At 63.1% G+C, this 24,136-nt stretch carries 24 protein-coding genes, 1 tRNA gene and 1 pseudogene; 9 read left to right on the forward strand and 17 right to left on the reverse strand.

What is annotated here, in order from left to right; all coding sequences use genetic code 11:
• Positions 1 to 20: 20 nt before the first annotated feature.
• Positions 21 to 96, reverse strand: a tRNA-Ile gene (locus X728_RS155160).
• A gap of 134 nt (positions 97 to 230) precedes the next feature.
• Here X728_RS155160 and X728_RS155155 point away from each other — a divergent pair.
• A complete protein-coding gene (locus X728_RS155155) occupies positions 231 to 941 on the forward strand; it encodes an SIMPL domain-containing protein (protein WP_023672467.1) in 711 nt (236 codons plus the stop codon).
• Between the two features lie 268 nt (positions 942 to 1,209).
• Here X728_RS155155 and X728_RS01000000166640 read toward each other — a convergent pair whose 3' ends face one another.
• Both X728_RS01000000166640 and X728_RS01000000166645 read right to left on the reverse strand, forming a co-directional pair.
• Positions 1,210 to 1,554, reverse strand: coding sequence for a hypothetical protein (locus X728_RS01000000166640; RefSeq protein WP_023672466.1), 345 nt, complete (start codon positions 1,552 to 1,554; stop codon positions 1,210 to 1,212).
• Positions 1,555 to 1,774: 220 nt separating this feature from the next.
• Positions 1,775 to 2,291 (reverse strand): annotated as a pseudogene (locus X728_RS01000000166645) (YcgN family cysteine cluster protein).
• A gap of 202 nt (positions 2,292 to 2,493) precedes the next feature.
• Here X728_RS01000000166645 and X728_RS155150 point away from each other — a divergent pair.
• Entirely contained in the window at positions 2,494 to 4,689 is a 2,196-nt protein-coding gene (locus X728_RS155150) for an OmpA family protein (RefSeq protein ID WP_023691506.1), read from the forward strand.
• Positions 4,690 to 5,015: 326 nt separating this feature from the next.
• Positions 5,016 to 5,531 (forward strand): TIGR00645 family protein, encoded by a 516-nt coding sequence (locus X728_RS155145; RefSeq protein ID WP_023672463.1) that lies wholly within the window; start codon positions 5,016 to 5,018, stop codon positions 5,529 to 5,531.
• 130 nt (positions 5,532 to 5,661) lie between these two features.
• On the opposite strand, the gene X728_RS155140 is transcribed toward X728_RS155145, so the two are convergent.
• The 3 genes from X728_RS155140 to X728_RS155135 all read right to left on the reverse strand — a co-directional run bounded on the left by X728_RS155140 (position 5,662) and on the right by X728_RS155135 (position 8,236).
• A complete protein-coding gene (locus X728_RS155140) occupies positions 5,662 to 6,528 on the reverse strand; it encodes an NAD(P)-dependent oxidoreductase (protein WP_023672462.1) in 867 nt (288 codons plus the stop codon).
• 119 nt (positions 6,529 to 6,647) lie between these two features.
• Positions 6,648 to 7,355 carry a helix-turn-helix transcriptional regulator gene (locus tag X728_RS1000000170280; RefSeq protein ID WP_155922376.1) on the reverse strand — a complete coding sequence of 236 codons (708 nt, stop codon included), beginning with the start codon at positions 7,353 to 7,355 and terminating at the stop codon, positions 6,648 to 6,650.
• 8 nt (positions 7,356 to 7,363) lie between these two features.
• A complete protein-coding gene (locus tag X728_RS155135) occupies positions 7,364 to 8,236 on the reverse strand; it encodes a S1C family serine protease (protein WP_023689760.1) in 873 nt (290 codons plus the stop codon).
• A gap of 169 nt (positions 8,237 to 8,405) precedes the next feature.
• Between X728_RS155135 and X728_RS155130 the strand changes: the two genes are divergently transcribed.
• Entirely contained in the window at positions 8,406 to 9,356 is a 951-nt protein-coding gene (locus X728_RS155130) for a trypsin-like peptidase domain-containing protein (protein ID WP_023689759.1), read from the forward strand.
• A 4-nt stretch (positions 9,357 to 9,360) separates the two neighbouring features.
• Here X728_RS155130 and X728_RS155125 read toward each other — a convergent pair whose 3' ends face one another.
• Both X728_RS155125 and X728_RS155120 read right to left on the reverse strand, forming a co-directional pair.
• Entirely contained in the window at positions 9,361 to 10,206 is an 846-nt protein-coding gene (locus X728_RS155125; RefSeq protein ID WP_245266125.1) for an arginase family protein, read from the reverse strand.
• Positions 10,207 to 10,366: 160 nt separating this feature from the next.
• Positions 10,367 to 10,792 (reverse strand): VOC family protein, encoded by a 426-nt coding sequence (locus X728_RS155120; RefSeq protein ID WP_023748200.1) that lies wholly within the window; start codon positions 10,790 to 10,792, stop codon positions 10,367 to 10,369.
• Positions 10,793 to 10,858: 66 nt separating this feature from the next.
• On the opposite strand from X728_RS155120, the gene X728_RS155115 reads away from it, so the two are divergent.
• The gene (locus X728_RS155115) at positions 10,859 to 11,485 is read left to right on the forward strand and encodes a TetR/AcrR family transcriptional regulator (protein ID WP_023828076.1); all 627 of its coding nucleotides are present in this window, start codon (positions 10,859 to 10,861) and stop codon (positions 11,483 to 11,485) included.
• Here X728_RS155115 and X728_RS155110 read toward each other — a convergent pair.
• Entirely contained in the window at positions 11,418 to 12,374 is a 957-nt protein-coding gene (locus tag X728_RS155110; protein ID WP_023831361.1) for a LysR family transcriptional regulator, read from the reverse strand. The genes X728_RS155115 and X728_RS155110 overlap by 68 nt on opposite strands.
• A 109-nt stretch (positions 12,375 to 12,483) precedes the next feature.
• Between X728_RS155110 and X728_RS155105 the strand changes: the two genes are divergently transcribed.
• Together X728_RS155105 and X728_RS155100 are read left to right on the forward strand one after the other, a co-directional pair.
• Entirely contained in the window at positions 12,484 to 13,119 is a 636-nt protein-coding gene (locus X728_RS155105) for an FMN-dependent NADH-azoreductase (protein WP_023831362.1), read from the forward strand.
• 218 nt (positions 13,120 to 13,337) lie between these two features.
• A complete protein-coding gene (locus X728_RS155100; protein ID WP_245266126.1) occupies positions 13,338 to 13,916 on the forward strand; it encodes a hypothetical protein in 579 nt (192 codons plus the stop codon).
• 47 nt (positions 13,917 to 13,963) lie between these two features.
• On the opposite strand, the gene greA is transcribed toward X728_RS155100, so the two are convergent.
• From greA to X728_RS155085, 3 genes are all read right to left on the reverse strand, one after another.
• Positions 13,964 to 14,446, reverse strand: a complete 483-nt coding sequence (gene greA / locus X728_RS155095; protein WP_023831364.1) for a transcription elongation factor GreA — start codon at positions 14,444 to 14,446, stop codon at positions 13,964 to 13,966.
• 101 nt (positions 14,447 to 14,547) lie between these two features.
• Positions 14,548 to 14,841 carry an HlyU family transcriptional regulator gene (locus tag X728_RS155090; RefSeq protein ID WP_023831365.1) on the reverse strand — a complete coding sequence of 98 codons (294 nt, stop codon included), beginning with the start codon at positions 14,839 to 14,841 and terminating at the stop codon, positions 14,548 to 14,550.
• A 101-nt stretch (positions 14,842 to 14,942) separates the two neighbouring features.
• On the reverse strand, positions 14,943 to 15,614 hold the full coding sequence (locus X728_RS155085; RefSeq protein ID WP_023831366.1) for a PadR family transcriptional regulator: 672 nt from the start codon (positions 15,612 to 15,614) through the stop codon (positions 14,943 to 14,945).
• Between the two features lie 272 nt (positions 15,615 to 15,886).
• Here X728_RS155085 and X728_RS155080 point away from each other — a divergent pair, with 272 nt between their 5' ends.
• Complete coding sequence (locus tag X728_RS155080) at positions 15,887 to 16,144, forward strand: DUF2798 domain-containing protein (protein WP_023683797.1); 258 nt, start codon at positions 15,887 to 15,889, stop codon at positions 16,142 to 16,144.
• 45 nt (positions 16,145 to 16,189) lie between these two features.
• On the opposite strand, the gene X728_RS155075 is transcribed toward X728_RS155080, so the two are convergent.
• The 5 genes from X728_RS155075 to X728_RS155055 form a co-directional block, all read right to left on the reverse strand.
• Complete coding sequence (locus X728_RS155075) at positions 16,190 to 16,570, reverse strand: DCC1-like thiol-disulfide oxidoreductase family protein (protein ID WP_023831367.1); 381 nt, start codon at positions 16,568 to 16,570, stop codon at positions 16,190 to 16,192.
• Positions 16,571 to 16,639: 69 nt separating this feature from the next.
• Positions 16,640 to 16,933 (reverse strand): GYD domain-containing protein, encoded by a 294-nt coding sequence (locus X728_RS155070; protein ID WP_023672447.1) that lies wholly within the window; start codon positions 16,931 to 16,933, stop codon positions 16,640 to 16,642.
• Between the two features lie 190 nt (positions 16,934 to 17,123).
• Positions 17,124 to 19,148, reverse strand: coding sequence for an RNA polymerase sigma factor RpoD (gene rpoD, locus X728_RS155065; RefSeq protein ID WP_023672446.1), 2,025 nt, complete (start codon positions 19,146 to 19,148; stop codon positions 17,124 to 17,126).
• 412 nt (positions 19,149 to 19,560) lie between these two features.
• On the reverse strand, positions 19,561 to 21,501 hold the full coding sequence (dnaG, locus tag X728_RS155060; protein WP_023831368.1) for a DNA primase: 1,941 nt from the start codon (positions 21,499 to 21,501) through the stop codon (positions 19,561 to 19,563).
• Positions 21,502 to 21,672: 171 nt separating this feature from the next.
• Positions 21,673 to 22,041 carry an RcnB family protein gene (locus X728_RS155055; protein ID WP_023831369.1) on the reverse strand — a complete coding sequence of 123 codons (369 nt, stop codon included), beginning with the start codon at positions 22,039 to 22,041 and terminating at the stop codon, positions 21,673 to 21,675.
• 388 nt (positions 22,042 to 22,429) lie between these two features.
• Here X728_RS155055 and X728_RS155050 point away from each other — a divergent pair, with 388 nt between their 5' ends.
• Entirely contained in the window at positions 22,430 to 24,094 is a 1,665-nt protein-coding gene (locus X728_RS155050) for a Na/Pi cotransporter family protein (RefSeq protein WP_023672443.1), read from the forward strand.
• Positions 24,095 to 24,136 lie beyond the last annotated feature (42 nt).

The raw sequence follows: 24,136 nt of genomic DNA on the forward strand, positions 1-24,136 counted from the left end.
ACAAGTGGTTTAGAGGACGATGGTGGGCCCGGAGGGACTCGAACCCCCAACCAAGCGGTTATGAGCCGCCGGCTCTAACCATTGAGCTACAGGCCCCACGCGCGCTGGATTAGTGTTTTTCCTTGCGCGGCACAAGGCTTTCCGGACGGGCTGGCCGAGATCGCCCAAATCAGCCCATATTCGCGCCCTAGTCGACAGGCGCGACTGGATCGCACACCGAGGAGATTTTCATGACCAGACATATTTTGCCGCTCGCACTTGCCGCCGCGATCGCTTTTCCGGCGATGGCAAGCGCTGCCGATTCGCTGCCCCCGCCCCGCATCATCGTGTCGGGTGAAGGCCAGTCGACCGTGGCGCCTGACCTGGCGCTGCTGACGCTCAGCGTCATGCGCGAGGCCAAGACCGCACGCGCGGCACTCGACGCCAACAACGACGCCATGGCCGCCGTGATCGCGGCAATGAAGTCGGCAGGGATCAAGGACCGCGACCTGCAGACCGCCGGCATCCAGATCAACCCGCGTTACAACTACACCAACAAACCGGACGGCAGCCAGGAAGCCGAGCTTGTCGCCTACCAGGTGACCAACACACTCTCGGTGCGCATCCGCGACATCGACAAAACAGGTGAGATTCTCGACAAGGCTGTGTCGCTCGGCGTCAATCAGGGCGGAGGCATTTCGTTCTCCAACGAGGATCCGAAAGCTGCCGTCACCGAAGCCCGCAAGAAGGCGGTCGCCGATGCCATGGCCAAGGCCAAGACGCTGGCCGAAGCCGCCGGCGTCAGCATAGGCCGGGTGCTGGAAATCACCGACCAGAACGTTGCGCCGGCGCCGATGCCGATCAATGCAAAGGCCTTCGATGCGGCAGGCGCCGCGGTTCCCGTGCAGGCCGGCGAGAATGCCTACGCCGTGCAGGTAACAGTGACATTCGAGCTTAAGTAGCAGGCCGCCGGGCTGGGCGCGGTTCTGCTGAACCCGTCGGCCGGAACCGCAGATTTCCGACATGAAAAACCCCGGAGGACTGGCCTCCGGGGTTTTTTCGAGCCGCACCTTTCCGCGGAGGGAAAGGGGCTCCTGGCTGACCCTAGAAGGGTCATGCCGCTACTCCAGGTACTCCAGGCTGATCCTGGCAGAGGAACATGCCTCCGGATCGACCTTCGCAGAAGGTCGTATCCCAGACTGATCTTCGCAGAAGATCAGTCTGGTTCTCTTAGCGATAGATAACCGGGCAGCCGCGCTCATTGGCGAACACGACCACTACGCGATCGCCATACTGGCGGCCGGCGACCTTCACCACGCGGCGATTGACATCGACGATGCGGACGCGGTGCAGGCCCATGCGCTCGGCCTTGTCGAGGGCGCGGTCCGGCGAGCAGCGGCGCCAATTGCGGTCACGGCGAAAGCCGTCCTCATCGTCGCCGGTGTAGACGCCGACGCGGCGGTCATGGTTGTTGCCGAAGCCGAGATAGATCGAGTCCGCCTGGGCGGGCACTGCGGCAAGGGTGCCGAGAGCTACGAGACCCGAAAGGGCTGCCGTCTTGAATGAGTTGAACATTGTCTTCTCTCCTTGTTGAGGGCTTGCGCCCGTCTTGGTCGAACCGATGGGGGGAGAATGCTCCTTGCAATCTGAACTCTTCGCGAACCGGCCGTTCATTTTCGGTTAATCTGCCCGACAGGTCAAAAGCAACCGCCCCTTCCACCGCTGCAAACGATCCTGACCGTCAAAAACGTCCAATGACGCGGAACGCCCTATGGCAACGTCCGTTCCAGAATGCTCAGGGCTCGTCGTCGAGCATATAGTCGAAATAATCGTCCGGCTCGGCCAGATCGGTCTCACTGGCGCGGACGCGGCCGCGCATGGAGATGCCGGCATCATGAACGGTCTCGGCACTTCCCGACACCAGCCTGTGCCACCAATAGAGGTCGTGCCCCTCGGCAACCAGCCGGTAGGCACAGGTNACTTCCCGACACCAGCCTGTGCCACCAATAGAGGTCGTGCCCCTCGGCAACCAGCCGGTAGGCACAGGTTTTCGGCAGCCACGTGATGGTGCGCACATTCTGCGGCGTCAGCCCGACACAGTCCGGCACGCGCGCCAGCCGGTTGGCATAGTCCGAACAGCGGCAGCTTTGCCCATCGAACAGCCGGCAGCCGACTGATGTCCAGTAGATCTCGCCGGTATCCTCGTCCTCGAGTTTAGACAGGCAGCATTTTCCGCAGCCGTCGCACAGCGATTCCCACTCGGTGGGCGTCATCGCTTCCAGCGTCTTGGTCTTCCAGAACGGCGTTTCCATTATGGGTCGAGATGTGGCCTCCGCATGCGGCAAGGTCAAGCTGTTGTGTGACTTCAAGTTCCGGCCGCACCATAGGAAAAACATGAAGTTGCCTTCAAAACGCCGGTCAATCGTCCTTGGGTGCGGGTAATGCCTGCAAACCGGAACCAATCCGGTCAAGGACAGTTTGGGCAGGGATGGGACCCCACAAGGAGAATTTAAGATGAAACGCCAACCACGGGTACTGGCAGGTACGGCACTTGGCCTGCTTATGGCATCCGCGCCGTTGGGCGCATCCCCGTTGCAGGGCAACGCCGTTTTCGGCCCCTTGCAGCACACGGCCGCGCCACTGATCCTGGTCCAGGACGACCCTGCTGCAGATGGTCAGCAGACCGACCAGGAACTGCCGCGCAAAAAGAAACGCCAGCAGGCCGAACAGGCAGCGCCGGCCGCCGAGCAGCCTGCACCGGCTGCAGAGCAACCCGCCCCTGCCGCCGAGGAACAACAGCCGCGCAGGAAGAAGCGGGATCAGCAGCAGACCGAGCAGGCCCCGGCCGAACAGGCCGCACCTGCCGCCGAGGAACAGCAGCCGCGCAAAAAGAAGCGCAATCAACAGCAGCAGATCGAGGCGGCGCCTGCGGATGAGGGCGGCGCCCAGGCAGCGCCGGCGACCGATGAGCAGCCGCTCAAGCCACGCAAGAAGAAGCGTGACCAGCAGCAGATCGAGGCAGCACCGGCTGAACAACCGGCCGAACAGGTAGCTCCGGCAAATGAAGAACAGCCGCTAAAGCCACGCAAGAAGAAGCGCGACCAACAGCAGATCGAAGCGGCGCCCGCTGAACAGCCGGCCCAGCAGCCTGCCGAGCAGGCAGCGCCCACCGAACAGGTGGCGCCGGCAAACGACAACAAGTCGGGCAAGAAAAAGCGCAAGCAGGATCAGCAGATTGAGGCCGCGCCTGCCGACAAAGCGCCAGACGTCAAAGTTGCGCCTGCCGGAGAGCCCGCGCCGCAGGCCGAGCCGATTCAGCCCCCGGCCGATCAGCAAGCGGCTCCCGCCGAAGGTGAACAGCCGAAGGATCAGGCGAAAAAGCACGGCAAAAAAACTGTCGGCGAACAGCCGGTGACGGGCGAACAGCAGCCTGCGACCGGTGAACCACAGCCTGCGGAGCAACCGGCCAATGCCGAGCAGCCCGCGCAACGTGAGACGCCGGCGCAAGGCGAAGCCACGGCCAACCCCGACGAAGCACCCATCCTGGACAGCCAGAAGGATGCCAGGCGCAAGCACCGCAAGGACCAGGGCGGCAACAGCCAGAATGGCGACGGCCAAAATGGGAACGGCCAGAATGCTGGCGGCCAGACGGGCGAGCAGCCCGCGCAGGGCGGCACCGAGGCGCAAGCCCCGAAGCCGGCTCCGGTCGACCAGGGACCGCCGCCCACCGACGACAAGTCAGCTCAGCAGGCAATTCAGCCAGAAAAGATCGCCCCGGTGACGGAGGAAAAAGGCAAACGCGTCGAGCGTGCACCCGATGAGAACGTCCGCGACCGCCGGCGTCCGAAAGGCGTCGACGTCGTCAAGGAACTCGGCGACCGCGTCATCCTGCAGTTCAACAACCAGACGATCGTGGAAAGCAATGACGCTCCGCGCATGCACCGCGGCGCCAGGAATGTTTACTATGAGGAACTGTCGGGCGATCGCTCTCGGGAAATCGTCGAGCGCGACAATGGCATCCAGATCGTCACCATCCGCAACCGCAATGGCGACGTCATCAGGCGATCGCGCATCACGCCGGATGGGCACGAATATGTGCTGAGCTATGTCGACGAGCGCAGCTATGACGACGACAATGACTGGCGCGATCCCGGTGACGACCTGCCGCCGATGCGGCTCACCATCCCGCGCCGCGAGTACATCCTCGATTCGGAAGATGTCGAAAGCCCGGACGATTATTACGAGTTCCTCGAACAACCGCCGGTGGAGAAGGTCCAGCGCCTCTATTCCATCGACGAAGTGAAGCGTTCGGCGCGCGTGCGCGACATTGCCCGTCGCGTCGACCTCGATACATTGAACTTCGAGTTCGGCTCGGCCTCGATATCCGACACCGAAGTGCAGAAACTGGAAGGCGTCGCCACGGCCATGGAGAAACTGTTGAAGAAGAACCCGGCCGAAACCTTCCTGATCGAAGGCCACACCGATGCGGTTGGCACGCCGGAAGCAAACCTTGCTCTGTCCGACCGGCGCGCTGAGTCTGTCGCCGAAGCGCTGACCAATGCCTTCGGGATCCCGCCGGAAAACCTGACCACTCAGGGCTATGGCGAGGAATACCTGAAGGTCAACACCACGGCGCCCAACCGCGAGAACCGCCGTGTCGGCATCCGTCGCATCACCTCGCTGGTGGCACCGGTGGCGAGTAACAATTGATCTGCTTTCCAATAGCTTGAGCAGCTTTCTGGAATCAGATCGACAACAAGGACCCATCCCGGCAGATCGGGATGGGTCGAGCTGCGGACAGCAATCCCGGTTCAGCAAGAATTGTACTGGTATTAGAACCGGCTCATTGAATAGAGCGGCCGCCCTCCCCAGATTCAAGCCTGGGCGTTCCCTGCCCCGTCCCGACTCCAGCGGGATGCATTGAACCCCGCCGGCCCTCCCGGCGGGGTTTTTTTGCGTCGCAATTTGCCTTGCAAACTGCGGCAAGCTGATCGAAATACCCCAGTCGACCTCAGAAAGCTGACCGGAACCGCTGCATGAAACGTCTCGAACTCGCCATCGAATCGATCATCCTCGCCTCACGCTGGCTGCTGGTGGTTTTCTACATCGGGCTGGCCCTGGCGCTCGCCGTCTATGCGCTGTCCTTCGGCAAAAAACTCTACGAGTTCGTCATGGTCGCCTTCACACTCGACGACACCGACACCATCCTGAAGATGCTCGGCCTCATCGACGCCGCACTTGTCGCCTCGCTGGTGGTGATGGTGATCATCTCCGGCTACGAGAATTTCGTCAGCCGCTTCGACGACCAGGATGGCGGTGTGCACTGGCTGGGTACGATCGATGTCGGTTCGCTGAAGGTCAAGGTCGCCTCGACCATCGTCGCTATTTCCTCGATCCACCTGTTGCAGGTGTTCCTGAATTCGTCTTCCTATACGATCGACCAGCTGATGTGGCTGACCATCATCCACCTCGCTTTCGTCGTCTCGGCGCTGATGCTGGCCTATATCGACCGGCTGATGGGACTGAGCAAAGGCAAGAAGGGCGAGGAGTGATGAGCCCCTTTCTCCCCGTTCATGGGGAGGTGAGGCTGGTCCGCACAGCGGGCGAAAAGCCAATTGCTTGGTTTTTCGAAAAACGCCGGCAGGTGGATGAGGAAGCAGCGCCGTCGGCCCGTGATTTCCGTCAGTAGATGCTTTTGACGTTCGTCGGCGAATTGGCAAATACCGCGTCCGGCACGAAAAAGTCGCCGGCCAGCGGCCCGGTCGCGCCCGGCGCATAGACCGCGAAATCGGTCACGCCCTCGGCCCGCAGCACCTCTTCATCGATGTAGAAATTGCCTGATGTCTCGCGCGATGAGCGCATGAAGATGGCGTGTGCGGCATCGGCCATGATGTCGGGTAAGCGGCTCATCGCCGCCACCGTCGCGCCGCCGAGCAGATTGCGCACCGCAGCCGTGTCGATGGTCGAGATCGGCCACAGCGAATTGACCGCGATGCCGTCCTTGGCAAACTCGGCGCTCATCCCCAGCGTGCACATCGACATGCCGAACTTGGCCATGGTGTAGGCGACATGGTTCTTGAACCATTTGGCCTTCATGTCGAGCGGCGGCGCCAGATTCAAGATGTGAGGATTGCTTGCCAACTTCAGGTGCGGAATGCACATTTTCGACACCAGGAAGGTGCCGCGCGTGTTGATCTGGTGCATCAGATCGTAGCGCTTCATGTCCGTCTCCAGCGTGCCGGTGAGCTGGATGGCGCTGGCATTGTTGACGCAGATATCGATGCCGCCGAACTTTTCGACGGTCTTGGCAACCGCCTCAGCCACCTGCGCCTCCTCGCGGATGTCGCACAAAACAGGCAGCGCCTTGCCGCCGGCCTGCTCGATCTCCTCAGCTGCCGAGTAGATCGTGCCCGGCAGCTTCGGATGCGGCTCGGCGGTCTTGGCCGCGATCGTCACATTGGCGCCGTCGCGCGCAGCTCGCAGCGCGATCGAAAGACCGATGCCGCGCGACCCGCCGGAGATGAACAGCGTCTTTCCCTTGAGCGACATGTCTTGGCACCTCCCTTGCTACATCACTGACGCGAACCATTGCGCGGCGGCAATGCACTGCGCAAGGCCTCGGCAGCCTGCAACGGGTTACGCAACGTAGGCTCAAATGGATAAGGGGGTTAGACCAGCACCAGGCCCTGCCGCATCGCGATCGCGATGGCATCCGTGCGGTTCGCAGCACCCAGCTTGATCAGGATCGCGGCGACGTGGAACTTTGCCGTGTGCACGGAGATGTTCAGCCGCCGCGCGATCACCTTGTTGGGCGCGCCTTCGGCCAGCAGCGCCAGCACTTCGGCCTCGCGCGGCGACAGCGCCGGACGGGCGGTAGCGCCATCGTCCAACGGCTCCTCGCCGAACAGCCCGCTATGGCTTCCGCCGTTGGCGGCGCCATCGAAATCGTCGTGGCGAGCGGGCGTCGAACGCCCATCCCTGGACACCCGGTAGCCGGCCGCCGCAAGTCTGACGGCAGCCGCGATCAGATTCGCATCCGACGCCAAAGGCAGCACGGCAAGCACCCGGTTTTCCGGCCGGCCAGCGCTCGCGGATAGCAGCACCCGTGGGATTGCGCTGTTGCCACCATCGGCCCGATCGAGCCAGGCCGGACTGTTCGCAACAGCGTCATCGACGACAGCGACGTCGGCAATCCCGCTGCCGGCCACGACCGGAAGCAGATCGTCCGCCATGGCAAGCGAAGCTGACAGGCGCTCGGCACGCGCGGCATCGTGCAGCGCGATCAGCACCACGAGCTGGCGTCCGCCGCCCGCCACCTCCGGCCCACCCACCTCCGGCCCACCCGCCTCCGGCCTTGTCAGCGTGTCGCTTTCCATCGCCCCTCTCAGCTCAGCGGTTTTTCACCGACGGTCAGCGCGACGTCGCGCTGCTCGCCGCCGCGCACCACGCCGAGCGTCACCGCGGCGCCCGCGCTATCCGGCCCAAGCTTTCGGATCAGTTCGCGCGGGCCGTGCACGGCCTCGCCATTCCACGCCACGATGATGTCGCCCAGCGCAAGGCCGGCGGCCTTGGCCGGACCATTGTCGTCGAGGCTCATGACGATGGCGCCGCGCGCCGCGCCGTCACGGATCGGGTGCAGGCCGGCGCCGAGATAGCCGCGCGCGACATGGCCCTTTTCACGCAGCGTCGCCACGGCCCGCTCGATCGTCTCATAAGGCATGACCAGCGCACGACCACGTGGCCCAAACAGCAGCATGCCGATCAGCGCGCCCTTGGCGTCAAGCACCGGCCCGCCCTCGAAACGGCCGCCGGCATTGACGGCGAGATTGATGCGCCGATCGATGCTGCCGCCGCGCATCGAGCGCCAGGCGGGGCCGACCTCGCCGACCGAACCCGATACGGCCAGCGCCGAACCCTGACTACTGCCGATGGCGATGGCAAGATTGCCGGGCCGTACCGCGTCAGCCTTGGCCAGCGCAGGCGCTGCGGCAGCGCCGGCCGGCTTCAGAAGCGCTACGCCGGTCGACGGATCGCGACCGACCAGTTCGGCCTTCACCGCTTCGCCCGAAGCCAATGTCAATTCGATCTCCTCACCGGCCTCGACAGCTTCCTCGGCGGTGACGAAATAGCCGTCACGCCAGTGGAAGGCGCTGGCGGTGCGATGGTGATGGGTGGTGAAACTTGCCGTTGCCGGCGCAGCCTTGGCGGCGAGATCGGCGATGGCGTCGGAAAATGCATTAAGGTTGAAGTCACTCATGATGATCTCCTGGGTTTTCTCATGCCCCAGATATCGCTCGGCAGTGCGCCCGGAGGTACTCGTCTGACGGCTAGTTACTGGTGTGACTGGCCATCTGGTCAGGTCGCGGCAGTTCGAGCCGCTCCGCACATATAGTCATCATCGCGCCTGAAAACACGGAGCCCCGCCAATGGCCCTCGCCGCCCACAAATTCGAAACCGACGACACACTGCTCGACGCCTATTCGACGACAGTCGCCGACGCCGTCGACCGCATCGGCCCAGCCGTCTGCCGCATCGAGCGCGTCGGTGGCCAAGGTGGCCATGGCTCCGGCTTCGTCATCGCGCCGGACGGGCTGGTCGTTACCAATTTCCATGTCGTTGGCGATGCCAAAACGGTGCGCGTCTCTATGCCCGACGGCGCCTCCAGCGAAGGCCGCGTGCTAGGCCGCGACCCTGACACCGACATCGCGCTGGTGCGCGCCGATGGCAGCTTCACCGAAGTCGCGCCGCTCGGCGATTCCAAGCGGCTGCGGCGCGGCCAGATCGCCATTGCCATCGGCAATCCGCTCGGCTTCGAATGGACCGTAACGTCAGGCGTGGTCTCCGCACTTGGCCGTTCGATGCGCGCCTCGACCGGGCGGCTGATCGACGATGTCGTCCAGACCGATGCCGCGCTCAATCCCGGCAATTCCGGCGGACCGCTGGTGTCGTCGGCAGGCGAAGTCATCGGCGTCAACACCGCCATGATCCACGGCGCGCAAGGCATCGCCTTCGCGGTCGCTTCCAACACCGCCAACTTCGTCATTTCGGAGATCATCCGCTTCGGCCGCGTGCGGCGCGCCTTCATCGGCATCTCGGCCGACACCACCAGTTTGCCGCGCCGCGCAGCGCTCCTGTCGCAGGTGACCACCAGTACTGCGGTGCGGCTGCGCAGCGTCGAGAAAGACGGACCCGCGGCGAAGGCCGGCCTCAGGGAAGGCGACATCATCGCGGCGATAGACGGTCGCCCGGTCACCGGCGTCGACGACCTCGTGCGCATGCTCGACGCCGAACGCATCGGCCGCGAGACGCTATGCACAGTGGTGCGCCGCACCGGCGTCAGCCAGGTGACGGTGACGCCGGTAGCAAGGGCGAGCTGAGCCTTTATCGAGGCTTGAGCACCCGCCCGAGCAGCGACACCAGCAGTCGAGCAAGGTCACCGGTCGGGTCGAGGTCGGGATCGTAGATCGTCATGTCCAAGCCGGTGCAGCGCTGGTCCGCTGCCAGCGCCGACAGAATGGCAACGAGTTCATCGGGATCGATGCCGGGGCTGCCGGGCGAATCCACCGCCGGCATCACCGTCTGGTCGAGCACATCGACATCGAGATGCAGCCAGTAGGGACAGCCGGCGCGCGCCAGCGTCGCTCTTGTCTTTTGCAACACTCCAGCCGCGCCGAGTTCCTGCGCGGCAAAGACGTCGATGCGCGTGACGGCGGTCGCATTGATGTCGGGCCAGGCAAAATCGGCATCGCGGCTCTCGCGTTCGCCGATCTGAACCACCGCCTCGTCGGCGACGAGCGGACCGACAACACCTGGCCATTGCGCCAGCAAAGCCTCGCCGCGTCCGGTGGCAAGTGCCAGATCCATGCCGGCAACCGAGCCGAGTGAGGCATTGACATCGTAGTTGCCGGGATGGCGGAAATCGCTGTGGCCATCGACATGGATCAGGGCGACCGCGCCCGAGCGCCGCGCGGCGACCAGTGCGCCAAGCAGGATCGAGCAGTCGCCGCCGATGATCAGCGGGAACTCGCCTTGCCCAAGCGCACCGGTGACGATCTCGGCAAGATCGAGGTTGAAGCGGCGGATCGCCTGACCATTACGCAGCCTAGTGCCCGGTTGCGGTTCGGTACTGTAGGCGGGTCTGTCGAGATCGACCACCCGCCCCGGCGCCAGCGACTCGATCAAACCAGCTTGGCTCAGCGCCTGCGGCGCACGCCAGGTGCCGGGCACATGGCCCGGCTCCAAGGGCCGAAGGCCGAGATTGGATGGCGCCCGAACAAGGCAGATGTCACGCATGCGGCAGGCCCAGCTTCAACGTCACCAACATAGACCGCATGGTGCGGGTCCGGCCACAGCGGCCGGAGCCGCTGCCGACATTTGCTGCCATCGTTCAGGCGCCCGCCGCGCCCGCCGCGAATTGCGCCTGAAATTCCGGGCCGAGCGGGATCGGCTTGATGACGTCGATCAGCACGCCATTGGGATCCCTGGTGATGAAATGGCGCTGGCCGAAGGGTTCGTCGCGCAGCGGGCACAGGATCGGCAGGCCGGCCGCAACGATCCGTTCATAGACAGCATCAGGATCCCTCACCTCGAAATTGATCAGCAGCCCCGATGTGCGGCCGCGCCCCCCCTCGGGGATCGTCTCGTGGTCGCCCTGGACGATACCGAGATTGACCCGGCGATCCTCGGCAGACTGCAGATGCACATACCAGTCGCTCGCAAACAGCGGCTTGAAGCGGAAGTGATTGATATAGAAGGCTTTCGTGCCGGCTACGTCGCCCGTCATCAGCACCGGATAATAGCTCGTCGTCTTCATCTTTCTTTCTCCCGTCAGCCAACATACAGTTTGCATGTAATTCGAAATAACATACAGGCTGCATGTATGCAACGAGAAACCCCGCGCCGCTCCAACCGCGACCGCACCGAAGCGACGCGCGCCGACCTGATCGCTGCGGCGCGCAAACTGTTCATCGAAAAGTCCTATGCCGAGACCGGCACGCCGGAGATCGTTGCGGCCGCCGGCGTCACCCGCGGCGCGCTCTATCACCACTTTGCCGACAAGCAGGCGCTGTTTGCCGCCGTGGTCGAGCAGGAGGCGGCGGCGGTGGCGCAAGAGATCGAGCGCGCCTCGCCGCCTTCTTTGTTTGCCCGCAATGCGCTGATTGCCGGCTCGGACGCCTATCTCGCCGCCATGCGCGCGCCCGGCCGCACGCGGCTTTTGCTGCTCGACGGGCCGGCCGTGCTTGGCCGCGCCGCCATGGATGCGATCGACAATCACCACGGCAACCGGTCGCTGCGCGAAGGCCTGGTTGCGGCGATGCGCGAACAGTCGATGACCAGACTGCCTGCCGATGCGCTGACCGCTTTGCTCGCCGCCGCCTTCGACCGCGCAGCACTTGCCGTCGAGGCCGGCGCCTCGGCCGAAGACTATCGCGCCGTGCTCATGGCTCTGATCGATGGGCTGTCTCCGGCTCGCCCTCAGGCAGGTCGTCCGGTTCGAACTCGTTGAAGCAGCCGAGCTGGCGTTTGAACTGGTCGATCAGCCAGGCCGCCGCCGGTTTCGGGCTGCGGTCGGCGCGGTGCATGGCGTAGAGCGATGAGCGCACCTCGCTAAAAGGTTCAAGGTCGAGTTCGACCAGCCTGCCGCTGGCCAAATCGTCCGCGATCAGCCAGCGCGGCAACCCGCCCCAGCCCAGCCCCTCGCGCATCAACGTATGCTTGATACGCACATCTGTCAGCCGCCATGTACGATAGGCAAAGACGCCGAAGTCGCGTCCCTTGGTGCGTTCCGACTGGTCGGTGACAACCAGCTGGGTGTGCTCTCGCGCATCCTCGAGCGCCACCGGTTTCGGCAGCAGTGCCAGAGGGTGGGTGGGGGCGGCAGCCAGCACGATCGACATGAAGCCGATGCGCACGAGATGCACGTCGACCTCGCCCAGCAAGCCACCGATGCCAAGATCCGACTGTCCGCTGACGACATGGTCGGGGATCAGACCGAGCGTGCCGATATGCAGTCGCATCATCACGGTCGGGAACTGCGCCTCGAACGCCTTCAGCACCCGCACCAGCACCGGCGAGGGCAGCGCCGCGTCAACCGATAGCGTAACTTCAGCCTCCAGCCCCTGATGGTGACCGTCGGCACGCGAATGGATGCGCTGCAGCACGCCGACCATGCGCCGGGCGTCCTCCAGCATCGCCCGGCCGATTTCGGTCAACTGCGGCTCGCGCGTGCCCTCGCGCTCGAACAGTTTCAGGCCAAGCTGCGCTTCAAGATTGGCGATGCCGTAGCTGATGACGGACTGCGCGCGGTTAAGCTTGCGGCCGGCGGCTGAGAAGCTGCCGGTGTCGGCGACCGCAACCAGGATCTGCAATTGGTCGAGCGTCGGATTGGGCTGCACGGCATACCTACTTTATGGATGGATCATATAGATAATATACCAGTTTTTTGAATGGGTCGGTAGGCCCATATCAGGCGGGAGAAATCAATTCCCACTGGAGAGAACCGCTATGTCTATCCTGCTTGTAACCTCGAGCCCGCGCGGCGCTGCCTCGCACTCGACCCGTATCGCTACCGAATTCGCTGAAAAGCTCGTCGCCGCCGACCCGTCGAATACGCTCGTCGTACGCGACCTCGTGGCCAACCCGCTGCCGCATATCGACACCGATTATGCGACCGGCATCTACACCGCCGTTGAAGCCCGCACGCCGCGCCAGGCCGAAGTCGTCGGCGTCTCCGACATCGTGCTTGACGAACTGTTCGCAGCCGACACCGTGATCCTGGCCACCGGCTTCATCAACTTCAACATCTCCTCGACCCTGAAGTCCTGGGTCGATCACATCTCCCGCTCCGGCAAGAGCTTCTCTTATGGCGAGGGTGGTCCCAAGGGCCTCGTCACCGGCAAGAAGGTCTATATCGTACTCGCCTCGGGCGGCATCTATTCCGAAGGTGCGGCCGTGCAGTTCGATCACGCCATCCCCTATCTGCGCGGCGTGCTCGGCTTCCTCGGCATGACCGACGTCGACGTCATCCGGATCGAAGGCGTCGGCATGGGTCCCGACGCCGTGACCGCCGCGCTCGCTAATGCGACGGCCAAGGTCGATGCCGTGGTGGCCAAGACCGCGAGCGCGCAAATCGCCGCGTAAGCACACCCCGTCATTCGCATTGAAAAGGCAGGCGCTTCGGCGCCTGCCTTCTTGCTGTCCGGGGCCGAGAGCAGGGTCCACCGGCAGATGGCGTGGTGTTCGTGGCGGGGTTTTCGATGGCTGCCAACTATTCTTGCCCGTCCATCAGCTGGCCCTCATAGGCTTGGAGCCCCCGGCATCGCCATCGGATTTGCCGTTGGTCCACGGCCAATCTGTTTTTGCACCGACGGATCGGGCTAAACTCGTGCATCCCTGTCAAAACAGAGAGGCAACTTATGGCCGAATGTCGGAGTGGAGGAGAGAACAACGGAATTGTCGCAAGCGCTGTTGCCGACGACGATCCGCGTCTCGCGTTCATCTATCAGGAGGCGGTGAGAGGTCTCACTCAACAGCAGACGCTTGTGGAGAACATGAGCACCCGCGCCGGCAGCCTTGTCTTTGCCACCGCATTTGCCAACTCGCTACTCGGCGGTGCGGCGCTTTCCAACGGGCTTGGGCTTTGGGATTGGACCGCAGTGGCCCTGTTGTTCGGCATCGGCGGGCTGATCGTCTTCATGCTTTGGCCCTATCACCAATATACATTCCGCTTCGATCCGGAAGATCTGCTTGATCAATATGTCGACGGCGACAGGCCGACGACAATGTCGGCCATGCGCCGCGCGCTTGCCCTTCGGATCAAGGCGGACATGGCCGGCAACTGGCGAATTATCCAGCGGCTCCGGCTGGCGTTGCAGATTGCGCTGGTTTTTCTGCTGCTCGACATCCTGGCTTGGCTTTTGGCAATTGCGGGCATCTGATCACGTCTCAAGGTGCACCGGCCTCGGTCGCGCATCATACCTGCGTCCTAGGAAATGGACAGGATCTCAAGTTCGCGCGGCCCTAGCTGGACAAAGTCGCCAACGGTTTTTCCGGTCAGCGCGATGGCAACCGGCGAACCATGCGATATGGAAGCTTCAGACGGGTTGGCCTCATCCTCTCCGACGATGCGGAAGGTCTGAGTGCGGCCATCATCACGCTTGAAGGTAACGGTGTGCCCGAAGGCGATCGCCTCATTAGAGGTGGGCACCGGCATAAGCTGAGCCGTACGCACGCGCTCGGCATAGTAACGCATATCTCGAACCGGAACCGCTGACTGGCGTCGCCGCTCATTGACATCTTCCAGCACGCTAGCGGCCTCGAGAGCTCGCTGGGCGCGAGCCAATTCAACCTGCAGCATCTTGAGGCCCGCTTCCGTGACAAGGTTGATCCGATCGGAGATAGGGCGAGCCGGCAGGATGGTTTCCGATGCAGCCTCGGCGCTTTCCTCCTTGGCAAATGCTACGCTCAATTGTCGAGACTTTCTGCTTGCGGCCCACTGCCGCTATTCGAGATTCTGGCGACGAATGACCGGCGCAAAACCTACGTTCGGCGCCTCGACCAGTTCGGCCCTTACCCGAACATCCTCTCGCCTTGCTCGTCGACCAGCTGCATGCCCTTTTTGATCGAGATGTCGACGGCGTCGTCCAGTCCGGCAAAGCGATCGGCGCGGATGAATTTGTGTTCCTTCATCACGCCGTCGACTTCCTTCGAAACCACGCCGCAAGTTTGGTACTGGCCGCCCTCCGCCTTGTATGGCGTAGCGCTGATCAAAAATCCCTTGTGCTCAACCTGCTTTGCCGATGCTGCGCTCTTGGGCTCGCCCCCCTCACCGCCACCACCGAAAAGACGCTTCAGAAAAGACATCGGGCTTCCTCCAACGGCAATCATCCTGCACCACGTCTCGCGGTGCAGGATGATTTTCAGTACCGTTCCTCAGTCGAACGGGCAAGGGTTCTCGCCAGGGGTCAACCGCGCGATAGCGCTTCCAGGGCTTCAGCGGCGGCTTCCAGGACTGCAATCGCCTCAGCCTGCTTTTTAGCCGGCGCGTCGACGAGATCGCCGAGAGCGGCACGCAGCCGGTGGCGCACGGCGCGGAACTCGTCGCGGGCTTCGGAGCGACCACCACGCCGTCCGCCTTCCTCGCCGTCGTCGTTCCAGCCGAACCAGTCCCGCGCTTTCGCCATCTTGCGGCCGAAGCGCTCGAGATGCTCCAGCACGCCGTCGATCATCTCGCGGTTCTCGGCGAGATGCGCCTGGCCCGCCTCGGTGATCGAAAACACCTTCTTGTTGCCGTCGGCGGCTGAAGCCGCATAGCCGGCCTCTTCCAGGAAGGTCAGCGTCGGATAGACGACGCCCGGGCTCGGGCTGTAGATGCCGCTGGTGCGCTCTTCCAGCGCCTTGATGATGTCGTAGCCGTGGCGAGGCGCCTCGGCCAGCAGCGACAGCGTGATCAGCTTGAGATCGCCGTCGGCCAGCATGCGCCCGGCGCGAAACATGTCGCCCGGGCCGCCGCGTCCACCGCCACGTCCGCCGTGGCCGAACGGACCAAAGCCGCTGCCCCCTCTTCCACCAAATTTGCCTGCCATGTGCAGGAATGCGCGCTCGGCGCGCTCGCCAAAGGGATGATGTCTGTGCATGAATTGCTCCTTGAGTTATATCTTACGATACATCTTAATTAGGCTTGCCCCGCCGACGAGTCAAGATATATCTTACGATGTATCTAAAGGCGGCGCCAGAAGGTTGATTTCGCCGCCGCCGGCAGCTAGAAAGTTCGTGAGGGCCAAAACCTCTCCGTAAGCGTCTGACGTCAAGCAACGCATCCACCCCGGTCTTTCCGGGCAGTTCCGCCGGAAACCCGGCGCAATGGATGCCAAATGCGACGGACCGGATGTTTCAGGAAAATCCAAAAATGACCACGAACCGTAAGCGCGGCAAGCTGCCGGCGCGCTATGCCGCGATCGTCAGCCCGCTGGTGCTGTCGCTGCTGATGACCTTCATCGTCTCGTTCATATCGACGCTGAAAAGCCTTGGACTGCAACCTGATTTGCCGGCTGTCTGGCTCACTGCCTGGGGCCTGTCCTGGCTGGTAGCGTTCCCAACGTTGCTCATGGTGCTGCCGGCGGTGCGCCGCATTGTCGGCTGGCTTTGCGAGCCGGCGTCCCGGTAACGCCCATGACGGTAAGGCCCGCAGATATCTTCGGGCCTTGCCTCGCTACCAGCGGCCCTTGCGCCGGTTCCAGGCATAGAGAAGATCGGCGAAACGATCATAGGCCAAGCGCGTCAGCGGCAGCGCGACCGGATTGCCGAAGAGCGTCGCCAGCCAGCCCTCGCCCGGCGTCGCCCGCCAGACGGCAACCGCGACATCGGCGCCGACCAGCAGCCTGCCTTCGGCATCGGTGGCATGCAGCCGGCGGCGTATGTCCTCCAGCGAGGCGCTGTAGCCAGAGAGCGCCGCCGGTTCGAGGTTGATGTCGCGGAATTCGATCCGCCCGGCCTTGATCGCCTCGATCAGCCGCCGTTTCTGCCGGGTGATGCCGCCATCGCAAACCGGGCAGCGTGCGTTGTACCAGACGGTCAGCGCAGGCTTGGACATGGCGCGACTATCACCCTGACGGCACGGCCCCGCAATATGACGCCGAGCCGCACGGACCCGCGCCCAGCGCTATCCAAGCGAAGTGACGATCTCGCGATAGGCAAATTCCGGGAAAGCCTTGAGCGTTCGCGTCTTGACGCTGCCACCCGTTGCCAGCATCAGGGCGAAACGAGCAAGCACAGCATCGTCGGGCGCCTCGATAATTGCCACCATGTCATATTCGCCCATAGTCAGGTAAAACGCCTTGAACGAGCCGCCCATGTCGGCCAGTTGCTTCTTGGCGGCATCGAGCCGCTTCGGCGACTCTCGGATATTTCTGGCGCCCTGTTCCGTCCAGTTCATCAGCAGGATGTAGGTTGTCATCACACACCTCCCTCCGGCGCCACGGAGCACGGCTGAGGACATCAGCCGGGGCGGACATCCGGTTTTTCGCCCAGAACATGCATCCGACCAGGCAAGTATCCTCCCGACGGAGATGGGCGACAAGAGCCTTCACCCGGCAACAAAAAGGGCGCCATCGGCGCCCTTTTCGAATGCTGGTCTGTTGCCGGTATCAACTGTCGAGGAAGCTCCTCAGCTTGCGGCTCCGGCTCGGGTGCTTGAGCTTGCGCAGCGCCTTGGCTTCGATCTGGCGGATACGCTCGCGCGTGACCGAAAACTGCTGGCCGACTTCTTCCAGCGTGTGGTCGGTGTTCATGCCGATGCCGAAGCGCATGCGCAGCACCCGCTCCTCGCGCGGCGTCAGCGAGGCGAGCACCCGCGTGGTGGTCTCGCGCAGATTGGCCTGGATCGCCGCATCGATCGGCAGGATCGCCATCTTGTCCTCGATGAAATCGCCCAGATGCGAATCCTCTTCGTCACCCACAGGGGTTTCGAGCGAGATCGGCTCCTTGGCGATCTTCAACACCTTGCGCACTTTTTCGAGCGGCATTGCGAGCTTTTCTGCCAGTTCCTCCGGCGTCGGCTCGCGGCCGATTTCATGCAGCATCTGGCGCGACGTGCGCACGATCTTGTTGATCGTTTCGATCATGTGCACCGGGATGCGGATGGTGCGCGCCTGGTCGGCAATCGAACGCGTGATCGCCTGCCGGATCCACCATGTCGCATAGGTCGAGAACTTGTAGCCGCGGCGGTATTCGAACTTGTCGACCGCCTTCATCAGGCCGATATTGCCTTCCTGGATCAGGTCGAGGAACTGCAGGCCGCGATTGGTGTATTTCTTGGCGATGGAGATGACGAGGCGCAGGTTGGCCTCGACCATTTCCTTCTTGGCGATAGCGGCTTCGCGCTCGCCCTTCTGCACCTGGTTGACGATCTTGCGGAATTCCAGGATCGAGATCGCCGTCTCGGTGGCGAGGTTCTGGATTTCCGAACGCAGATCCTTGATCGCGTCCTTCTCGTTCTTGGTGAATTCCTTCCAGCCGCGCGAGGTCAGGTTGCCGATCGAGCGCGTCCAGTTCGGGTCGAGCTCGGAGCCCTGATATTCCTTGAGGAACTCCTCGCGGCGCACGCCATAGCTTTCGGCTAGGCGCAGCAGCTTGCCTTCGTTCTGCACCAGGCGCTTGTTGATGTCGTAAAGCTGCTCGACCAGCGCCTCGATTCGCGCCGTGTTGAGCGACAGCGACTTCACCGCCTTGATCAGCTGGTCCTTCAGCTCCTTCAGGCGGCGGTCCTGGCTGGGCGACAGCGTGCCGGTCGCGGCCAGACGGTTCTCGACCTGCTGGTCCTGCAGCTTGCGCAGCTTCTTGTAGGTGTCGGCGATGACGTCGAGCGTCTCCATCACCTGCGGGCGCAGTTCCGCTTCCATCGCGGCCAGCGACAGGCTCGCCTCGTCCTCGTCTTCCTCGTCGTCGTCGACCAGGCCGCGCGTGTCGGCGCCGACATTGGTGATGTCGTCTTCCTCGTCGCGTCCACGCCTCGGCTTGTCCTCGGCCTTGGGCGCCTCCTCGATGCGCTCGACCACCGGCGCCTGCTTGGCTTCGGGGCCCGCATAGGTGGCTTCGAGGTCGATGATCTCGCGCAGCAGGATCTTGGATTCGTTGAGCTCGTCACGCCAGATGATGATGGCCTGGAAGGTCAGCGGGCTTTCGCAGAGGCCCGCGATCATCGTCTCGCGGCCGGCCTCGATGCGCTTGGCGATCGCGATTTCGCCCTCGCGCGACAGGAGCTCGACCGAGCCCATCTCGCGCAGATACATGCGCACCGGGTCATCGGTGCGGTCGGTCGGCTCTTTCTTGGTGGTCGTAGCGGCGACGGCGGTGCCGGTCTGCTCGGCCAGCTCGTTGGCGTCTTCCTCGGCGTCGGCATTGCTGTCGGCGGCCTCGGGCTCCTCGCTCTGATCGTCGTCCTCGACCACGTTGATGCCCATGTCGGACAGCATCGCATTGATGTCTTCGATGCGATCCGGATCGGTCTCTTCCGACGGCAAAACCGCGTTCAGTTCGTCGAGAGTCACATAGCCTCGCTTCTTGGCGGCCTTGATCATCTTCTTGACAGCATCATCGGAAAGGTCGAGCAGAGGCCCATCGGTGGCGCCTTCACGTTCGGTCTCGACCTCTTCCTTTTCCTTTGTCGCCATAGTCTTTATCTTCTCCTAGCGGCCGAGCATCGAAGCCGCGTAGCTGCCGCACCGGTCAAACTACATGCGCTGGTGGCGCTTAACCGGGCCGGTAACCGAATCAACTCTTTTGTTTGTTCATATCGTGCCCCCAAAACCGGTTTTCACTTTTGGGCGATATGCATTAAGTCCAGATTAACCCTGATATCTGTGGCAGGCTGACAGCCTGTCCAGTGATCAGCACCTCGCGTCAGTGCATTTCCATCGACGCCGGCACGGGTTAAGGTTTCGAATCGTCCTGATTCCGTCATTCTGCCAGAAGGTCAAGCGCCTCTCGCATGATTCGCATCAAAAAAGCGAATCAATTACCCGACTTAGAGGCGTCGATTCGACGCGCAGCACGTACATCATCCATTCTTGCGCAGGTTTCGACCTACACGCGCCCACCCCTGCCCGAGGACACACCGAAGCCTTCGATCAGCGCTTCCGTTGCTTGTACATCACGGAACTGCGCCTGAATCTCGATGAGGTGCCGGTAGTTTTCGTCAGTGGGATCGCTGGCGAGCGCTGCTTCCGCCTGTTTCAACTCCTTATGTAAGGTGCGCGCGCTGCGCTGCAAGTGCAGCGCCTGGTTGAAGGCGTCGCGGGCATCGTCAAGCGCTGCGGTTTCCAGCGCGGGCCATTGCCTGGCCCGTTGGATGAGCGCCACGGCGCGCGCCCAGATATCGCTGCAGCCGGCACGTTCGATGGTGGCGATCACCGCGCTACGGTCATTGGCCATGTCGTGCGCCATCGCATCGAGGATGGCGGCGTGCAGCCGCTGCAGATCGGTGTTGGCGAGATCGAGGAACTCGACATGGGCGAAGTTCTCGTCGATCAGCGCCGGATGGTTGACGAGGGCTACGATGATCGTCGCCTCGCGCACCGACATCATCTCGCCACCGCGTTTGACCATGGCGGAGCGGCCGAGGCTTTCGGTGATCGCGGCGCGCGCGCCTGCCCCGCTGCCTTTGGCGAACTGTCCGCCGGGTGCGGGCGTTTTGCCCTGCCCCGGTTTCCAGTCCTGGCGACCTTGCCGCACTTCGCGCTGGGCGCTGAAGAAGGTCAGCTCCCGCTCGCGCATCCACTGCTGGTAGTGGTAGCGCTGGCTCTCATCGCGGATGCGGCTGGTCAGTTCGCGCAGCGTCTTTGTCAGCCCCGCCCGCCGCTCCGGCGTGTCGAAGACGCCACCGGATGTCTCACGCATCCACAACAAATCAGCGAGAGGCCGCGCTTCCGCCAGCACGGCACGAAACGCGTCCGGCCCTTCTGCCTTGACCAGATCGTCGGGATCCTTGCCCTCCGGCAACAGTGCAAAGCGCACCGACCGCCCGGCCTGCACCGACGGCAGCGCGAGATCCGCGGCCCGCCACGCCGCCTTCAGCCCGGCCTGGTCGCCGTCGAAGCACAGCATCGGCTCAGGCGCCATGCGCCACAGAAGTTCGAGCTGGTTTTCGGTGAGCGCGGTGCCGAGCGGCGCCACGGCATTCTCGAAGCCGGCCTGCGCCAGCGCAATCACGTCCATATAGCCTTCGACGGCAATCACCGTGCCGCCTTTCGCCAGCGCTTTGCGGGCTCGGGCGAAATTGTAGAGCACGTTGCCCTTGTGGAAGAGCTCCGTGTCGGGCGAATTCATGTATTTGGCCAGCGCATCGGGCGCCAGTGCGCGGCCGCCAAAGGCGATGATCTTGCCGCGCGAATTCGGGATCGGGAACATGATGCGATCGCGGAACCAGTCATAGGAGACCGGGATATCGTCGCCATGACGCACCAGCCCGCAGGCCTCGATGTCGGCCTTGGGCACACCCTTGGCGGCAAGATGTTCCTTCAGCGCATTGCGGCTGTCGGGCGCAAAGCCCAGCCGGAACGATTGCTGCGTCGCCGGCGTCAGCCCGCGATCCCTGAGATAGGCGCGGGCTTTTGCACCCTCCGGTCCTTGCAGCCGCTCCTGGAAGAAGGCAGTCGCCATCTCCATGACGTCGGTCAGACTGGCGCGTTCCTTCTCACGCTGTTCTTCCCGCTCGTCGCGCACCGGCATCGGCACGCCGGCCATGTCGGCGATCTTCTCGACCGCTTCGGGAAAGCTTAATCCGTCGAGCTCGGTCAGGAACTTGAAATGATCGCCCGACACCGAACAGCCGAAACAGTGATAGCGGCCCTTCTTGTCCTCGCAGTGGAAGGAGGGGCTCTTTTCGCCATGGAACGGACAACAGGCCCAATAGTCGCCGCGCGAGGCGTTGGTCTTCTTCCTGTCCCATGCGACGCGCTGGCCGATGACCGATGAAATCGGCACACGGTCGCGTATCTCATCGAGAAAGGCGGGCGGAAAGCGCATTGGGGAACTCGTTTGTCCCTCATATAATCATGCTCGCGGAATCCGACGACCCTTATTGCGGACCATACCCGGTTTCCACAGCCAAAAAGCCCGGTTTCTACAGCCAAAAGAAAGGCGGCCGTTTCGGGCCGCCTCCTTTCAAGTCTCGGCATTGCGCCGGCGAGGCCGGGCTTAATGCGCGGCAATGGCGCCGAAGATGATGCCGGACAGGACACTGACCAGCACATAGTCGTTGCCGACGCGGATCCATTCCTGGCCGCGGCCGGGGCGATGCAGGCCATAGCGGCCATAATCGCGGATCGGCTGGTGCCGCTTCCAGCTGGAATATTTCTGGCCATTGCGCCAATAGCTGCGCTTGACGACCACCGTCTTCTTCACGACGCGCTTCCTGACATCGACATGCTTGCCGGGCCTCTGCCAGTCGACCTGCGTGTAATTCGACTGCGGTGCGACCGGTGCGTTCACCGGTGCGGCCTGGCCGGTAAGCGAAGTGGCGGCCAGCATCGAGAAAGCGAGGGCGGAAAGAACAATACGTTTCATAGCGGGGCTCCTTGGTTGTCGATGCCTAGGGAATAGCCCCCGAAGGATGAACCGAAACTGAACACTAGCATTACATTTACGTAATGAAATCCAGTGCTTACCCTGGATATTTGAACATCATCGCAAAGGCGATTGCCGGGAGTCCGGCAAACCGGGACGATCCGCTGCCATCACCAGGGATCCGCCATGCAACCATTTGCGCATCCGTCCATTTTCCGACACGCCCTGTCGCGCCGCGACGGCTCTTGAAATCGACAAGATTTTATTACCCGGCTAAAATATTCCGGATATTGTTCAAGACTGTCATGACCATGATTCGCAGCCCCGTTTTCCTTCCTGCACTGCGCGCCCTCCGCGTCGCGGTCCCTGTCTGCGTGCGGGTTTCGAAATGAGTGGCTCCGTCGTCCTGCTGCATCTGGCGGGCGCGGTGGCGCTGATGCTGTTTGCCACCCGCATGGTCAAGACAGGCGTCGAGCGCGCCTATGGCGACGTGCTGCGTCACCGGCTGCGCTCCACCATGCGCAATCCGATCATGGCGGTGCTGGCCGGCTGCGGCCTGTCCATCGCGCTGCAGAGCTCGACCGCCGTCACGCTTCTCGTCGGCTCCTTCGCCGGCGCCGGCATTGTCTCGGGCATGTCGGGCCAATTGGCGGTGCGCGGCGCCGAGATCGGCTCGGCGCTGGTGGTCAAGCTCTTGACCTTCGATCTGACGCTGCTGGTGCCGATCTGCCTCGTCGCCGGCACGGTCATGTTCATGGCCACCGAGCGGCGCGATTGGCGCCAGTTCGGCCGTATCCTGGTCGGCATCGGCCTTTTGGTGCTGTCGCTGGAAATGATCGGCCAGGCCTCGGAGCCGCTGCGGCAGAGCACGCTGATGCCGCTCATCATCGAATATTTCTCCAGCGACTACGTCACCGCCTATCTGCTCGCCGCGCTCGTTACCTGGCTCTTCCACTCCTCGATCGCCGCCGTGCTTTTGATGGTGACGCTGGCCGGCCGCGGCTTCATCCCGCCCGAACTCGGCATCGTGCTTGTGCTCGGCGTCAATCTCGGCTCGTCGATCATTGCGCCGCTGCTCACCCGAAGTGCCGAACCTGGCGTGCGCGTCGTGCCGATCGGCAATCTGTTGATGCGCGGCATGGGCTCGCTGGTGATGCTGATCCTGTTCATGACGCTGAAGCCACCGGTCGCCTTCCTCGGCGCCACCGTGCCCGACCAGATCGTCAACGCCCACATCCTATTCAATGTGCTGATCCTGCTCGCCGGCCTGCCGCTTGCCAGCCTGATCTATCGTGCCTCTGAGAAGATCGTCGCAATGGGCACCAAGCCAGCGCCGGCTACAGAGCTCGATGTGGTCGAACTCTCCGCCCTCAACGACGGCGCGCTCGACGTTCCGAGCCAGGCGCTGGCCAACGCCACCCGCGAGGTGGTGCGCGTCTGCGAGACGGTCGAGATCATGCTCAAGCGCATCATCGAGCTGTATGAAAGCGCCGACGGCGACAAGATCAAGGCGCTGGCCGCCCTTGACGACCGCGTCGACAGGAAGCACGCGGCGATCAAGCTCTATCTGGCCAAATTGACCAGGAACTCGCTCACAGAGGACGAGGCGCTGCGCTGCCAGGAGCTGATAGGCGCCTGCGTCAAGCTCGAGCAGGTCGGCGACATCATCGTGCGCAACATGCTGGTGCATGTGAAGAAGAAGTTCGAGCGCGGGCTGGAGTTCACGCCCGAGGGCTGGAGCGAGCTGCTCGCCTTTCACACCTCGGTGCTGGCCAATGCCAGGCTTGCCTTCAACGTGCTGGTGTCGCGCGATCCTGAGACCGCCCGCCAGCTGGTGCTGGAAAAGGACCGGCTGCGCGACCGCGAAAAGGAAACCAGCGCCAGCCATTTCGTGCGCCTGCGCGACGGCACCGCCAAGAGCGTCGAGACAAGTTCCATCCATCTCGACACCATCCGCGACCTGAAGCAGATCAACTCGCTGCTGGCGTCGATGGCCTACCCGGTGCTGGAAGAGCGCGGCCTGCTCGGCGGCTCCAGGTTGAAGGCTAGCTGATCAAGAAAACCTAAACCGGCCGCAAAAATTTCTGCATTGCCG

It is taken from the genome of Mesorhizobium sp. L103C119B0, from assembly GCF_000502235.1.
Lineage (GTDB): Bacteria > Pseudomonadota > Alphaproteobacteria > Rhizobiales > Rhizobiaceae > Mesorhizobium.

Coding starts and splice junctions, on each gene's coding strand:
- X728_RS155115 (WP_023828076.1), top strand. CDS start 10,859: ATGCAACGAGAAACCCCGCGCCGCTCCAACCGCGACCGCACCGAAGCG.
- rpoD (WP_023672446.1), bottom strand. CDS start 19,148: ATGGCGACAAAGGAAAAGGAAGAGGTCGAGACCGAACGTGAAGGCGCC.
- X728_RS155055 (WP_023831369.1), bottom strand. CDS start 22,041: ATGAAACGTATTGTTCTTTCCGCCCTCGCTTTCTCGATGCTGGCCGCC.
- X728_RS155130 (WP_023689759.1), top strand. CDS start 8,406: ATGGCCCTCGCCGCCCACAAATTCGAAACCGACGACACACTGCTCGAC.
- dnaG (WP_023831368.1), bottom strand. CDS start 21,501: ATGCGCTTTCCGCCCGCCTTTCTCGATGAGATACGCGACCGTGTGCCG.
- X728_RS155085 (WP_023831366.1), bottom strand. CDS start 15,614: ATGCACAGACATCATCCCTTTGGCGAGCGCGCCGAGCGCGCATTCCTG.
- X728_RS155140 (WP_023672462.1), bottom strand. CDS start 6,528: ATGTCGCTCAAGGGAAAGACGCTGTTCATCTCCGGCGGGTCGCGCGGC.
- X728_RS155080 (WP_023683797.1), top strand. CDS start 15,887: ATGACCACGAACCGTAAGCGCGGCAAGCTGCCGGCGCGCTATGCCGCG.
- X728_RS155050 (WP_023672443.1), top strand. CDS start 22,430: ATGAGTGGCTCCGTCGTCCTGCTGCATCTGGCGGGCGCGGTGGCGCTG.
- X728_RS1000000170280 (WP_155922376.1), bottom strand. CDS start 7,355: ATGGAAAGCGACACGCTGACAAGGCCGGAGGCGGGTGGGCCGGAGGTG.
- X728_RS155070 (WP_023672447.1), bottom strand. CDS start 16,933: ATGACAACCTACATCCTGCTGATGAACTGGACGGAACAGGGCGCCAGA.
- X728_RS155150 (WP_023691506.1), top strand. CDS start 2,494: ATGAAACGCCAACCACGGGTACTGGCAGGTACGGCACTTGGCCTGCTT.
- X728_RS155090 (WP_023831365.1), bottom strand. CDS start 14,841: ATGTCTTTTCTGAAGCGTCTTTTCGGTGGTGGCGGTGAGGGGGGCGAG.
- X728_RS01000000166640 (WP_023672466.1), bottom strand. CDS start 1,554: ATGTTCAACTCATTCAAGACGGCAGCCCTTTCGGGTCTCGTAGCTCTC.
- X728_RS155075 (WP_023831367.1), bottom strand. CDS start 16,570: ATGTCCAAGCCTGCGCTGACCGTCTGGTACAACGCACGCTGCCCGGTT.
- X728_RS155120 (WP_023748200.1), bottom strand. CDS start 10,792: ATGAAGACGACGAGCTATTATCCGGTGCTGATGACGGGCGACGTAGCC.
- X728_RS155145 (WP_023672463.1), top strand. CDS start 5,016: ATGAAACGTCTCGAACTCGCCATCGAATCGATCATCCTCGCCTCACGC.
- X728_RS155135 (WP_023689760.1), bottom strand. CDS start 8,236: ATGAGTGACTTCAACCTTAATGCATTTTCCGACGCCATCGCCGATCTC.
- X728_RS155155 (WP_023672467.1), top strand. CDS start 231: ATGACCAGACATATTTTGCCGCTCGCACTTGCCGCCGCGATCGCTTTT.
- X728_RS155105 (WP_023831362.1), top strand. CDS start 12,484: ATGTCTATCCTGCTTGTAACCTCGAGCCCGCGCGGCGCTGCCTCGCAC.